The sequence below is a fragment of the Paenibacillus sp. BIC5C1 genome, from assembly GCF_032399705.1.
Taxonomy (GTDB): domain Bacteria; phylum Bacillota; class Bacilli; order Paenibacillales; family Paenibacillaceae; genus Paenibacillus; species Paenibacillus taichungensis_A.
In genome coordinates this window covers 5,524,985-5,539,595 of sequence record NZ_CP135922.1, presented here as the reverse complement: position 1 = coordinate 5,539,595, position 14,611 = coordinate 5,524,985, and the positions used below count along the sequence as shown (strand labels likewise).

Annotated in this window: 8 protein-coding genes; all 8 read left to right on the top strand. The window is 46.3% G+C overall.

From position 1 onward, the window contains the following. Positions 1–372: 372 nt before the first annotated feature. A complete protein-coding gene (locus RS891_RS24795; protein WP_181586578.1) occupies positions 373–2,709 on the top strand; it encodes a helix-turn-helix domain-containing protein in 2,337 nt (778 codons plus the stop codon). Positions 2,710–2,992: 283 nt separating this feature from the next. After that, positions 2,993–3,946, top strand: coding sequence for an ABC transporter permease (locus RS891_RS24790; RefSeq protein WP_063566889.1), 954 nt, complete (start codon positions 2,993–2,995; stop codon positions 3,944–3,946). A 45-nt stretch (positions 3,947–3,991) separates the two neighbouring features. Beyond that, positions 3,992–4,864 (top strand): carbohydrate ABC transporter permease, encoded by an 873-nt coding sequence (locus RS891_RS24785; RefSeq protein ID WP_113053475.1) that lies wholly within the window; start codon positions 3,992–3,994, stop codon positions 4,862–4,864. 67 nt (positions 4,865–4,931) lie between these two features. Then, the gene (locus RS891_RS24780; protein ID WP_099856847.1) at positions 4,932–6,431 is read left to right on the top strand and encodes an extracellular solute-binding protein; all 1,500 of its coding nucleotides are present in this window, start codon (positions 4,932–4,934) and stop codon (positions 6,429–6,431) included. A 23-nt stretch (positions 6,432–6,454) separates the two neighbouring features. Continuing rightward, complete coding sequence (locus tag RS891_RS24775; protein ID WP_315793499.1) at positions 6,455–7,567, top strand: glycoside hydrolase family 88/105 protein; 1,113 nt, start codon at positions 6,455–6,457, stop codon at positions 7,565–7,567. Between the two features lie 180 nt (positions 7,568–7,747). Beyond that, positions 7,748–9,259 (top strand): extracellular solute-binding protein, encoded by a 1,512-nt coding sequence (locus RS891_RS24770; RefSeq protein WP_113053477.1) that lies wholly within the window; start codon positions 7,748–7,750, stop codon positions 9,257–9,259. Between the two features lie 333 nt (positions 9,260–9,592). Next, complete coding sequence (locus tag RS891_RS24765) at positions 9,593–10,768, top strand: S-layer homology domain-containing protein (protein ID WP_315793498.1); 1,176 nt, start codon at positions 9,593–9,595, stop codon at positions 10,766–10,768. A gap of 19 nt (positions 10,769–10,787) precedes the next feature. Then, positions 10,788–14,528 (top strand): DUF5704 domain-containing protein, encoded by a 3,741-nt coding sequence (locus RS891_RS24760; protein ID WP_315793497.1) that lies wholly within the window; start codon positions 10,788–10,790, stop codon positions 14,526–14,528. The last annotated feature ends 83 nt before the right edge of the window (positions 14,529–14,611 follow it).

The following is a 14,611-nucleotide window of genomic DNA, read 5'->3' as shown; positions in this document are numbered from 1 at the left end:
GGCGATTTATGATATCCGCTGTTCTTAACTAAGTACAGGGTAATGGCGCATCATGAAATACACGTATGCCACAAGGCACAAGTGAATCGAAGGCCAAACTCCTGAATATGAAACTTGTTAGTTAAGAACGCTCACCGACATCAAAATCTCTCCTTTGATTGAGGAATATGCAACTAATATAAACTGGAAATTGCTTTGAAGTCAACCTTTAAGAATAAATAGTGGACTTGAATAACAATGGGTTTTAAAATAACAATAGTAAATTAATCCAATGAAAGCGATATTATACATACGTTTTGCATTAGTTCGAGAAGTGATTCCGAAATCGTTCTCGTTCAAACCACGCAAAATGCACAAAGGAGGATGCTCTTTTTGCCTAAATACCTGCTGCGTTTGCTCTGTTTTACCATGATACTCGGAGCCCTTCCAGTCATTGTTATTGGTTCGGTCTCCTATTCGATTGCTTCACGTGACATTGAACAGAAGGTGCGAGAGAGTAATTTGCAGATTCTGCATCAGACCCAAATGCGGGTAGAACAAGTATTGCGTAGCCTGCAATTATCGTCCATCCAATATGTGAATTCTCCACTGGTATTACAAGCGATGAAAAAACCGCTGGACAGCAGCGAATTTCAGGAAATTCGTGATCTGACTTCCGGATTTAATAATTTGCAATCGGTTACAAATATTGATCAGGCCTATCTTGTGAATCTGGATGAAGACTGGGTCGTTTCGATGCGATCCTTTGGAAAATTGGATGATTTCAGTATTCGGGACCGGATTGGTTCCTATTTGAAATATACAAACAGCCTGTTTTGGGTGACGCAAAATGTGAGTTCAACCAAAGAAAGTATACCGGTATCGGCCGGAGTCGGTGAAGCGGCACAAGAACCTGCGCCTACCCTTATTTCATCCGACAATGTGGTCAGCATGGTATTCAAGATTCCAATGATACCCACGAATGTGAAACCAAAGGGATTTCTGGTTATAGACATAGCGGATACAGAGCTAAGTACATTTCTAAGTCGAAATCCGAATTCAGGGGATATGTACGTCCTTGATCGGGAGCAGAAATATTTTCTCAACGACACAGAACAAGACGGGAAATACGATACGCTGAATCAGGAAATCCACGAAAAGGTACAAACGACGGGACAGTCGGAGGGTTTCTTCAGCGCAGAGGTGGAAGGAAGCCAGGTGGCGGTTAGCTACAGGCAGTCACCACTTAATGGCTGGTTGTATGTTTCCGTTGTATCGCTGAGTCAGATAACCGCCCAGTCCCAGAAAATTGCATTGGTTACAGGTGTGGCTACACTGGTCATGTTATGTTTGACGGGACTAGTAGCCTTCTATGGCAGCCGCAAGATGTATTCTCCCATTTCCAGACTACTGCAGTTTACGAAAGGGCTGGATTCTCCAATGGCTCCGTCGGGACGTCGTCAGGATGAATTTATATACATTGAAGAGCGATTATCGACCTTGTTCAGCTCGGAGAAAACGATGCGTGAGCAGATGAAGGGCCAGCATGTTCATTTGCAGGAATTTTTTATGACCAAACTGCTTACAGGCAAAATATCGGAAGATGACTTCAGATATCAGGGCCAGTTATACGATTTTCCAACCTCATGGTCTAGACTTGGGGTACTTACCCTTCAGATTGATACCCTTGAAGGGACAAGGTATGAAGAGCAGGACCGGGATCTACTGCTGTTCGCGTTAAACAATATGGTCGGTGAACTGCTGCCCTCTGAGATTCGTTTCGCACCTGTCATGATTGATGACGCCCAGGTTACGGTATTGGCATCCGTGTTGGATGATGAAGTACAACTCAAAGAGTGGACGCACACTCAAGCGGAATTGATCCGTGAGCGGGTCGTGACCTATCTGAATCTGCCTGTAAGTATCGGTATTAGTCGCTCCTATTCTGCAATAGGTGATTCACCGAGGGCTTACCAGGAAAGTCGGGAGGCTCTGCAAGGCAGGGTTAGTTTGGGTAGCCGTATTATTTTGCATTACGAGGATATTCAGCCGCGCGGTCAGACAGAAGCAGCACTATATACACAGCTCAGGATGATTGAAGACCAGTTGGCTTCTGCGCTAAAGCAAGGGGACGAGGAGAAAACCGATGCGTACTTTAAACAATATCTCGGTCTGCTCGCAGACAAGAAGCTGCACTTCAGCGAATACCCCGTTATCATGGTTCAGTTGATGTCCCGTGTGTATCAGCTTGTACAGGAGCAGGGTGGGAATGTTGCGGAAGTATTGGGTGAAAAGGCCTCCATGGCACGATTGCTGAAGTTGTCCACATTGGATGAAATGACGAACTGGTTCCGCAAATGTTTATTTCGACCCGTCATTCGATTCTGGCGCGAGCAGGAAGAGTCTCAATATTTGAATATTGCCCGGCGCATGATTCGGCTGATCGAGGAGCGATATGATCGTGAATTGTCACTGGAAGCTTGCGCAGAAGAACTGAATTTTCATCCGGTTTATCTGAGCCGTGTGTTCAAGAAGGAGGCTGGTGTGAACTTTACGGAATACCTTGCGGAATACCGGATGGAAAAAGCCAAGACTTGGCTGCAGACGACCAATCTGAAAATATCGGAGATTGCCGAGAAACTCAATTACACGAACCCTACCGCTTTTATCCGTACATTTCGTAAAATTACGGGAACTACCCCCGGAAAATACCGGGAGCAGCAGCGATAAAAGCAACCTGCTCTGCCTGCCATGGCAGGCAGGTTTTTCTTTGTTTTATGGTCATCCTTTGTTCTGTGTTTGGAGCAGAGTTAAGACGGGAGTATCGAAGGTTAAAAGTGGTTCATTCAGGAGAGCAGCGCAGAGTTACCAATGCCTTAAACCCTTGCTGCACAAGGGAAAATAAGAAGCTAAAACGAGACGATAGCCAGTCACCCGTTTATCCTCCACAATGAAGACATGAATTCAGGAAGTGATATTTTGTAATCGTTTCCAATGTGGGGAGGAAGACATTATGAAAGCCGAAACGGCGGCTCGAACACGACCCGCTACCCGCAGTGACAAAAACCTGCTGTGGAGGGACATCATCAAAAACCGGTGGCTCTATATTATGTTGATACCGGGCGTGCTTTACTTTGTTATTTTCAAATACATACCCATGTACGGCATTACGATGGCTTTTCAGGATTACACGCCTTACAAGGGCATCCTGGGCAGTGACTGGGTAGGGTTCAAGCACTTCCAGCGTTTCTTCGGGGAACCGCAGTTCTGGACCTTGTTCCGAAATACGTTTTTGTTAGCGATCTATAATATGGTGTTCTTCTTCCCGCTGCCCATTGTATTGGCACTCATGATGAATGAAGTTCGCCGTGAACGGTTCAAACGATTTGTACAGACGCTGGTATATGTTCCGCACTTTGTTTCCTGGGTTGTTGTGGTTGGTGTGTTCTACATGCTGTTCACAACCGAGGGCGGCGCTATTAACGAATTACTTTATAACCTGACGGGACAAAAAGTGGCGTTCCTGCTTGAGCCTGGCTGGTTTCGAACGATGATTGTTGGACAATCCATCTGGAAAGAGGTGGGCTGGGGCACGATTATTTTCCTGGCGGCACTTTCCGGTGTAGATACACAGCTCTATGAAGCTGCACGGATGGATGGTGCCAATCGTTGGCGCCAGACATGGCATATTACGCTGCCTGCCATCCGCAGTACGATCATTATTTTGCTCATTCTGCGTCTGGGGAACTTCCTGGATACAGGCTTTGAACAGATCTTCCTGATGCTGACGCCGACGAACCGGGATGTGGGAGAGGTATTTGATACCTACGTCTACACCAAAGGTCTCACACAGGCACAGTACAGTTACAGTGCTGCTGTCGGTTTGTTCAAGTCGGTGGTCGGACTGGCGCTTGTACTGGGTGCCAACACGATGGCCAAAAAATTCGGGGAGGAAGGCGTCTACTAATGATTGGCTGCAGACGTTCTTCACCAGACAGGAGTGAACATTAAAATGCAACAGGATAAAACGTGGGGCAACCGGATCTTTGATATCCTCAATCATGGTTTTCTACTTTTGATCGGAATCGTGACCGTTATCCCGTTCATTTATATTTTGGCCGTCTCGTTTACTAGCCCGCATGAAGTGGCCAAGGGAGGATTCATTCTTTTTCCAAAAGAATTCTCCCTCGCTGCTTACCGTTACATTTTCTCTACAGACACATTGATTCGCAGTCTGGGTGTATCCATCTACATCACCGTCATCGGAACACTGCTTAATCTGTTGTTCACGTCGTTGATGGCGTATCCGCTCTCCAGAAGATACTTGCGTGGACGTCAGCCGATCTTGCTGGGTGTACTGTTCACCATGCTGTTCAGCGGCGGAATGATCCCAACCTACTTTGTCGTAAAATCATTGCACCTTACCGATACATTATGGTCTCTGATGCTACCTACCGCCATAAGTGCGTTCAACCTGATCGTACTTAAGAACTTCTTCCAAGCCATTCCGGACGAACTGGAGGATGCCGCCAAAATGGATGGATGCAACGATGTGGGCGTATTGTTCCGTATTGTTTTGCCTTTGTCGATGCCAGCCATGGCTACATTCTCTCTCTTTTACGCGGTGGCTCACTGGAACAGCTTCTTCAACGCTGTTATTTATATCAATGATAGTGAAAAATGGCCCGTACAGGTGTGGCTGCGGGAAATTGTCATTCTGGCTCAGAGCCGTATTGGGGATACGAGTATTGAAGAAACCGAGATTCAGCCACTCACCATTCGCATGGCCGTTATCGTGTTCTCCACGATTCCAATCATGCTGGTGTATCCGTTCCTGCAAAAACACTTTGCCAAAGGAGTGATGCTGGGATCGGTAAAAGGTTGAAATTGCGCATGGTTGTACATCAGAACGGGTTCATGACTGTATAAAAAAAAGGGGAGGTTTTCGTTTAATGAAAGCAACAAAAAAGAAAGCCGTAGCTGTCTTGAGCACACTGGCATTGGTAACAGGCCTGCTGGCAGGATGCGGATCGGATGAAGGTCAGGCTGCCGAGGGCGGCGTGCAGAACGTGTCCATTGCAATAGCACAGGTCGGTGATGTACCAAGCAAAGGCAATGAGGTCCAGCAAAAGATCGAGGCGTATACGAACACCAAGCTGGACATTCAGTGGATTCCGGCTTCGGCTTACAATGACAAAATTAATGTCATGATTGCATCCAGCGATATGCCCAAAATTGTGAAAGTGCAGTATAACCCAACCGTAACCAGTGCGATGCGTAACGATGTTTTCTGGGAAGTTGGACCTTTACTGAAGGATTATAAAAATCTGTCTGCACAGAATGAGCGTTTCTTTGACAATATCAAGGTGGAAGGCAAAATCTACGGGGTACCCGTATTCTCTGATATTGCTCGTGCAACGGTGATTTACCGTAAAGACTGGTTTGATAAGTTGAATCTCAAGGTACCAACGACACCGGATGAATGGTATGAAACGATCAAGACGCTTGCGACCTCCGATCCGGATGGAGATGGTCAGGATAATACGTTTGGACTAATGCTTTTCAAAAAGTATAACGAGGATCAATATTCTTTCACTACACGTCTTGGCGTAAGTTTTGGTGCACCAAACAAGTGGAAGGTAGAGGATGACGGCAGTTTTACGCCGGAATTCATGACACCGGAATATATGCAGGTGCTGGATTTGCTGAAACGTTTGTATAGCGAGAAACTGCTGAACCAGGACTTTGCCGTATTTGACTCCACAGAAGCGGAGAAGAAATATGATACTGGCGTTGTCGGCATGCGTATCGGTGTCGCCCAGAACGGAAAGAGCCAGCAAGAGCGTCTGTCCAAGAACGACCCGGATGGCGTAGTAGACATTGCAGGTTTGCTTGGCGTGAGTGGTGACCGTGTGGCAGGACAGACAGGTAACTCCGGTATTCTGGCTTTCCCAAAAGCAACGGTGAAATCGGAAGACGAGTTGAAAAACCTGTTGTCTTTCCTTGATAAATTGATGGACCCGGAGATGGCGACGCTGCTGATGCGTGGTATTGAAGACAAACATTACAAGAAAGCTGGCGAAGACCAAGTGGAGATGAGTGACTTCGATGCATTCCAGCGTGAAGTGAAGCCATATCGTGATAACTTGCCTTACGTAGAAGGGTACAATGTCCCGAAATTGAAAGATACCGAACTCGGTGAGAAGGGTACGGAACTTGCCAAAGAGCTGGCGGAACATGCTGTACCAAACCCTGCATTAACCTTGTATTCGTCTACTTATGGCGACCGTGGGGCAGATCTGGATCAGATGATTGCGGATGCGCAGACCAAATATATTATGGGCAAAATCGATGAAAATGGCTGGAAACAGGAAATTGAGAATTGGGGCAATGCGGGCGGTACCAAAATTCGTGAGGAATATGCCGAAGACTACAAAAAACAGGCTAAATAAAAAGCCGGAAGCGGAGGAACATCATGAAAGAAACCCTGCAATTTACACCGGTACGGATGGCTGAACAGTTCATGGAAAGTTATCGCAATCATGAGTTGTATCCGACCTGGCATTATGAAAATGGTTGTCTGCTGAAAGCGCTGGAAGAGCTGTACACCCATACTGGAGAACAGAAATATTTTGACTACATCCGTGAACTGATGGATAACTTCATTCAGGAGGATGGCTCGATTCGCTCCTATGCGGTAGAGGAGTATAACCTGGACCAGATTAACCAGGGGAAATCGCTGTTCCTGTTGCTGGACAAAACGGGTGACGAGAAATACCGTAAAGCCGCAGATTTGCTCATGGTACAGCTTAAGGGACAGCCCCGTACGAGCGAAGGCGGATTTTGGCACAAGAAAATCTATCCGTTCCAGATGTGGCTGGATGGGCTGTATATGGCCACGCCGTTCCTAACGCAGTATGGTGCGGTTACTGGTGAAGAAAAGTGGTTTGACAAGGCGGCATTACAGCTGCTGCTGGTGGAGAAACGTACACGTGATCCACGTAGCGGTCTGCTGTACCATGCCTGGGATGAGAGCAGGGAACAGCGCTGGAGCTCGGGAGAAACCGGATGCTCTCCGCATGTATGGAGCCGGGCGATGGGCTGGTATGTTATGGCGGTAGTGGATACATTGGATCATTTGCCTGTTGATCATGAGCAGCGCGGTCAGATTGTGGGGATTTTCGAACGTGTAGCGAATGCGCTTGTACATGTACAGGACCAACAGTCCGGATTATGGCCTCATTTGCTTGATCAACCAGGGCGTGAGCGTAATTATTTGGAGGCATCGGGAACCTCAATGTTTGTGTATGCACTGGCGAAGGGGGTACGTAAGGGTTATTTGAGCGGCAAGTTTCAAACGATCGCAGAAAAGGGTTATCAGGGTCTGCTGTTGCATCTGCTGCAAACGGACCGTGAAGGTGTATTGTCCCTGACACAGTGTAACGGAGGGGCAGGTCTGGGCGGTACCCCGTATCGTGACGGGTCGTACGAGTATTATGTGACAGAATCCATTCGGATCAATGATCCGAAATCGGTAGCTCCGTTTATTTTGGCAGGAGTGGAGATGGAACTTTACAAGCCCAACTAACATGTACATGAGAACGGAGAGGACAGAAATAACCTGAGGAAGCGAAGCGTTCGCCTTTATCACCGGATTTTCCCTTCTGAAGAAGGGAATCAAAAAAATCTGGGGATAACAGCGATCAGAAGGTTGTTCTGTCATCGGAGTGCTTATGTACATAACCTTTATCCAAAGGAGAGATGGTTCATGAGTCCAAAAGGTCGGATGTCCCGTTTAGGCGGATTGGTCGTGGTTGGTGCAATGTCCGCCGGACTGCTTGCAGGCTGTGGGGGAGAAAAAGCGCCTGCGGCAGGTGAAGGCAAACTTCCCATTTCGATTTCTTTAATGCAGGTTGGTGATGTGCCAGCCAAGGAGAACGGGATTGAACAAAAGATTGAGGAATATACGAATACCGATGTCAGTGTACAATGGATTCCACAATCTGCTTTTGATGATAAAGTGAATGTCATGGTAGCTTCGGGCGAGATGCCGACCATTATGCGCGTGAATTATGTACCCACAACATTTAACGCAGCCAAAACGGGGCTGTTCTGGGAAATTGGACCCTACCTGAAGGATTATAAAAACCTGTCTGCCCAATCGGAGGCCTATTTTGATAATATCAAAATCGAAGGAAAGGTGTACGGGGTACCCAACTTCCGCGATATCGGGCGTACAGCCATTGTGTATCGTAAGGACTGGTTCGACAAGTTGAAGTTGGATGTACCAAAAACGCTGGATGACTGGTACGAAGTGATGCGCTCCATTCGCAAGGATGATCCTGATGGTAACGGTAAGGAGGATACGTATGGAACAGTACTGTTCAAAAAGTACAATGAAGGTGTATCCTCGCCGCTGACACGAATCGCCGTAAGTATTGGTGGGGTGAACAAGTGGGGTGTGGACGATGCGGGTAAACTTACCCCTGAATTCCTGACCACAGAATATATGGACACAATGAAGCTGTTCAATCGTCTGTTCAGTGAGGGATTAATCAACAGTGACTTTCCTGCACTGGACCCTTCCGATGCGGATAAAAAAATCGACTCCGGTCTCGTAGCTATGAAGTTGAACGGTGTTGCTCAGAACGGAAAATCATTCCAGCAGCGGCTGACACCAAACGTGCCTGATGGTGAGATTGATGTGGCCCCGTTCCAGGGACCCAATGGCATTCGAATTGCCGGGGAACCGGGAAACTATGGCATGCTTGTCATTCCCAAAGCTTCCGTACCGGATGAAGAACAGTTAAAACAGGTGCTGACGTTCCTGGATCAACTGATGGACGAACCGCTGAGTACACTTCAGCTGAGAGGTCTGGAAAATGTGCACTATACGAAGACTTCGGATGGCAAAACCGAGTTCAAAGACTTCGACGGATACCAGCGTGAAGTGAAGCCTTATCGTGACAATCTGCTAAGCGTTGAAGGCTATAACGTGCCTGAGCTTGTCGATGTACCAATCGGTATGAAGGGCACAAAGATGGCACGTGAGAATGAGCAGTATGCCATTCCCAATCCGGCGCTGACCTTGTCTTCTGCCATCTATACTGAGCGTGGCCAGGAGCTGGACCAGATGATCTGGGATGCACAGACCAAATATATTATGGGCAAAATCGATGATGCTGGATGGGAACAGGAAGTGGCGAACTGGAGAAAATCCGGTGGCGACCAGCTCATTTCCGAATTTGAAGCGTCTTATGCTCAGCTAAACGGGAAGTAATAGAACTGGTGAAAAAAAGAGTGGTCAAATGGAATGGAATCGTTTATTCTATGAAAGAGTGATGTTTTTACAAAATTAAACAGTAATTACACCTTAAAGAATAAGGCTATGGATCTGCGGATTCGTGGCCTTTTTTTGTGCATTAAGAGGTGAATTAGTTCTTAGGGAGGAGGTATGCCTTTAAAAAACAATACCAATCGCCTAGATTGACATGGTAGAATATTGATTATTATGACAAATTTAGGTTTTGTTTTGAAAAGAAATACGAGAGTATTAAACAAGCAGTATTAAGCAGTAGTTTACCCCATATTAAGGTACATAGGAGGAAAGAAAATGAAAAAAGTAATATTAACAGGAGTGGCTGCACTAACTCTACTTTCCGCACAAGCATCTATCGGTCCACAACCCGTAAAAGCTGCAATTAACGACGACATCAAGGTTGTACAAAAATTCAAAGACATTACTGGCCATTGGGCAGAATCCAGTATCCTTCAGGCTATTCAGCGAGGCTATGTCGATGGTTTCCCAGATGGGAAATTCCTCCCCAATAATGTAGTTACCAGAGCAGAATTCGTGAAAATGACGGTATCTGCTTTAGATCTGGGGGTCGGCTCTGCATCCGGGAGTTGGTATACCTCGTACGTCAACGCTGCCCAAACAGCAGGGATCTATAAAGCAGGCGACTTTTCAAATTCGGATTGGACTAAGCCGATGTCTCGAGAGGAAATGTCAAAAGTAGCTGTCCGAGCACTTGGAGTTACCGACGTTGAAGACAAACAATGGATGTACTTGGCTACCAAGAACGGTATTATCACAGGCACCGCACCAGGTGAAATCTCGCCAGAGGGAACTACAACTCGCGCTCAAGCAATTGCTGTTATTGAACGGGTTTTATCGATAAAGGATGGTAAGACATTGGCATCCGATAAGTATGCTGTCGCGGCTGCGGAACTGTACTGGCACAAGACCAATATTTTCACTGTTGCAGAAGAAATCTTTAATGGTCCGAAAAACTCCAATCACAGATTTGGTATTAAATCATGGAAACAGTCGAATCTTATCGTCTCAGCCCCTAACGGTTCTGTTCAGGGTCGCGTAAACAGTCTGATTGCGATTGATTGGAATGATCCGAAAGACCCGAATCGAAAACTGCTCCCATCCAAAGATAAGTTCTTCTGGCTCTACGGGGGACAAGAACAGAAATTCTCTGACAATGATGAGTGTTATATCTTGTTACTTGACTCCGAACTGACAGTTAATAAGAATCCACAAGGATATAGAACGAACCGACTTGCCCTTTCTGTTCTTGGCTATGACGGTACACCTAGTAAAGTAAAAATTAATCAAGCAATGCCTATTCGCTCTAACGATCCCAAAAAGGAAATATACGGCTTAGTGATCCCTAAAAAAGCTCTTTATTATGATGGTTCGGTACAAGTTTTAGTAGAAACAATTACCACTCCTGGAGTTACTGTCTATCAAAAAAAATTAGCACAATCCGAGCTTTAAGAAGTTAGGAAGTGGTCCTTTGAAGAACAGAATTCTTCCCATTGTGTTGTTAATGCTTCTCCTTTCGCAGTTGCTACCAACTAGCATTTTTCTAAACACCGTATCAGCCGCAGGAGAAATTACAGAGATCATAGCGTATGAGATGAAAGGGGACGCTGACGATTATCTTTATGGAGGGCTTTATTTCTCGGATAAGCCTACCTTACCAACCGTTCCAATCGTGGTGCCCTCAAAGCCTGGCAAAATCATTAAAAAGATGGAGTGGATAGACAAGGACGGTAAGGTACTCCGTTCAATATCCATCCCTACAGGTAAAACTGAAATTAAAGCATCTGACAATTTAAAAGATACTTTAAACGGCACGAGGTATACTGTTCGTTCTAAAAATAATTCTAATTACGGTGGAATTTACTATTGGGACAGATGGACAGCTGGTGATTCAGGAAACTTTAATGGTAAGTATTGGCGCGCCGGGGGCGGACAAGTAAGTGTTTATACCAGTGAACCCGGACCAAACTGTCCAGGTGGTGTGCCAACCGAAAACAAAAACCCAAACACGGGGCAAAGTTTTAATGGGAATCTGCCACGTTATCCTGGGTGCACGGACCCTAACTTGGCTGCCAATATTCCACGTACGGAAGCATTCTATATCGTTGCTAATGGAGATTCTCTACATGATTTATGGATTAGGGATGGAGGGATTTCTAAGACTGATGTAAAAGCATCACGCACCATAATTGACTCCACTAGTCCAATTAATGATGTACATGGAACTCAAGGTTATACTGATCCAAGTACAGTTGCAGGTCAAGTAATCGACGTGCCAAGTTTGAACTTAATCACAATTAGTTTTAAACAAACATTTAATAATGATACTTATAGTAAATACTGGGCGAATCCAGGTGCAAAACAAGTATGGTATTTCTCCAAATTTAGAGCTGACTTTGATTCCTACACTTACGTATACAAGGATAAAAAATTGAAAGTCACGTATGCAGATGGGACATCCGGACTTGAGATCAGCGGTAATATTTGCGTAGCGCCAAACGGAACAACTCAGTTAACAGCAACTTTGACAAAGGTAGATGGAAGTGTTTGGCCCCTACAGAGCCATGCCAAGCTCACGTGGTCAAGTTCTAACACATCTACAATGACGGTTAATAGTTCTGGATTAGTAACAGCGGTTGCCCCGACTGGCACAGCAACGATTACTGGACACTTTGTTGACGCTACCCAAGCGCTTGATGAAAAGGATACTTTTGAGATGACAGTTGGCTCGGGGGCTTTATGCACCGACAGTGGCGGAGGAGGCAATCAACCTGAAATTCCTGAAGGTAATGGATCGGGACAATGCAGTTGGACGATTGGAAGTCCCTCTCAAGGAACTGTTATGAAGCAAAGTCACATGGATCCAGGTGCCAATGGGGTTATTCGGGCTGACGATAGGGATTCCGAAAAATTCGATGTTCTTAAGGGGATTCCAACATCTGAATCTCTTTATACCAATGCGTTGGCTGATGAATATTTGTTCAAACAGGATTGGGGGAAAATGTCTGGAAAGACCACATATGACTGTACCGTCGAAGTTACGTACGCACGTCAATGGACAGTACCCGGTCCTCAAGTATGTACTGAAACGGGTTGTACTCCAGGACCTCCGGTGACAAAAACGGATACTCAGTCCAAAACCTATACATTCCAATTATTTAGGGATTACTCATACTGGCAAATTAATAATTTGGAAGTATACAAGATAAATCAGGCTGAAATGAGTAACTACGCCTTGCCCGGCGGGAAGGTCACCATGACACCTTCAGGGTATACGCCACCATCACTTGATTCGAGTAATGATGCAGATGTTAATAGTCACGTTAGACCAGCCAATACTTCATCAATCACTTTTACTCCACCACTTCTAACAGGGGGATTGAACTCCCCGCCATCTCTTCCGGATCACACATCCACGCTTAAAGGGATGGCTGAAAGCAATACGCCTCAAAGTAAAGTCAGTAACGATATGGTCAATTTTAATGGCTCGACGATCATGAGCTCTTCGGAAACGACGAAGGATGGGCCAATTCCGTCTAATATACCTAACCCAACTACTATTAACCGTGATGTACTGTATAAGCCTAATAACATGATCAACAATACGCTCATAAATAAGGCTAATACCACGAGTTCCGGCGAAATTTATTACGAATTGTTGCCGGGCAATGTAAATGGGGGAATCAACAAAGTTTTTCCAATCAACGGCATAAATACGGTCACGGTACATACGCCTGTCGTGAACTACGCTTGGGTATCGGATGACCAGCCGCATAACCAGAAGACGATACCGAATGCAAACCGGGCAGCGCTCATTCTGGAGCGTCCTTTTATCGTAAGAATCCCGACTTCGGGGCAGCATTTGGATGCTGGGAGTTACCCCGGCTATGGCAACCGGGACTACGCCAAGTATTTTCGCATCAAGCAGGTGCGATTCCCATTCGATGTCTATAACGAAGGCCGCAGCCAGTTCATCCCCGCCAAGACGTGGGTGGATATTCCAGTGAATCAGTTGGATACCCCCTTTTATCTTCCGGTTTGGGTGGACGAAGGGGATTACGAAATCGAGTTTCGCAATATCGCCGAAAATGCACCTACGAACTTCACTGAACAGCAGGATGCTAATACGAATCTGGCGCATCATGTAGCGGCAGATACGGTACCTGTGGAAGTCATTGGACGGTTGTATGATTTTCGTGTGACCGATATTTCCGACTATAACTGGGAGAACGTATTCCGTAAGCAGATGGGCCGTCCAGAACCTACGGGAGTCGGTTATTGGACGGGTCTTAACAGTATTGATGGTGACCCCAGGGGGAATTTAGCCCCGTTCATTCTTCCGATACGTCCAGGCAGTCATCCGGTGCAGGGGTTCAAAAATGTGTCAGTCAAAACGGGATACCATATCAAGTTTGATCTCAAAACCAAGGGTAATATGTTTGGCAAGCAGGATGGTGTACGAATTACACCGAGTTTCCATTTTGTGAGTCGGGATGGTTCTTCCCGCCAGGAAGTGGATCTGTACTATCACCGGGGCCAGGAACGCCTCATTCGCATCGGATCGGCGCAGGATTTGGAGAAGCGCTTTGTTGTTCTAAACGCGCGGCTGCGGAATGTACCGATTACGGAGCTGGGGGATGCAGCTAGGTATCGATATACCTACGAGCTGACACCGGAGGAGCAGAGCCAGAGTACCCTTGCGGAATACATGGTCGGTTTCGTGGATCAAACTTCTCACCAGAAAACATGGGTGGGCCGTTATGATTGGCTGATCCTATCCTCGCCGATTCGCACACTGATTGGACCAAAGACGGACATCCCACCTGGCGTCAATGTGGACCGGGCTAAAGCAGCCATCCAGCGCTGGTATGGAGAGTACAGTCTGCCAGCCGATGTGTACGCCGTACAGAAAGGAACCGATCTCGAATCACTCGCCAGACAACATCCTCTGGATGAGCAGTCGGAGATCTTCCTGAAGGACGGTCATATCGTAGTCAACTTCAATATTGAGAGTTTGCAAGGTGGCAATACGGTTGCCCCGCACCTGCAATATATTTATGCCCCATTGATGAATCAGTGGCAGATGGAGGGCTTTAACCGGAGTCCGGAAAACAGCCAAGGCAGAAACTGGTCGCTGAAGGATGGTGATGTTGTGTTTTACCATGCGGATCAGTCCAGCCGGAATGATTTTCAATCCAAGGTCCCTCATTAGAGAAAAAGGGCTAATCCCTCAACAAGCTGTGTTTTACGTAAAATGACGTGAAGCATGGCTTGTTTTTAAATGTTCTTTTTCAT

Coding starts and splice junctions, on each gene's coding strand:
- RS891_RS24790 (WP_063566889.1), top strand. CDS start 2,993: ATGAAAGCCGAAACGGCGGCTCGAACACGACCCGCTACCCGCAGTGAC.
- RS891_RS24785 (WP_113053475.1), top strand. CDS start 3,992: ATGCAACAGGATAAAACGTGGGGCAACCGGATCTTTGATATCCTCAAT.
- RS891_RS24780 (WP_099856847.1), top strand. CDS start 4,932: ATGAAAGCAACAAAAAAGAAAGCCGTAGCTGTCTTGAGCACACTGGCA.
- RS891_RS24775 (WP_315793499.1), top strand. CDS start 6,455: ATGAAAGAAACCCTGCAATTTACACCGGTACGGATGGCTGAACAGTTC.
- RS891_RS24770 (WP_113053477.1), top strand. CDS start 7,748: ATGAGTCCAAAAGGTCGGATGTCCCGTTTAGGCGGATTGGTCGTGGTT.
- RS891_RS24765 (WP_315793498.1), top strand. CDS start 9,593: ATGAAAAAAGTAATATTAACAGGAGTGGCTGCACTAACTCTACTTTCC.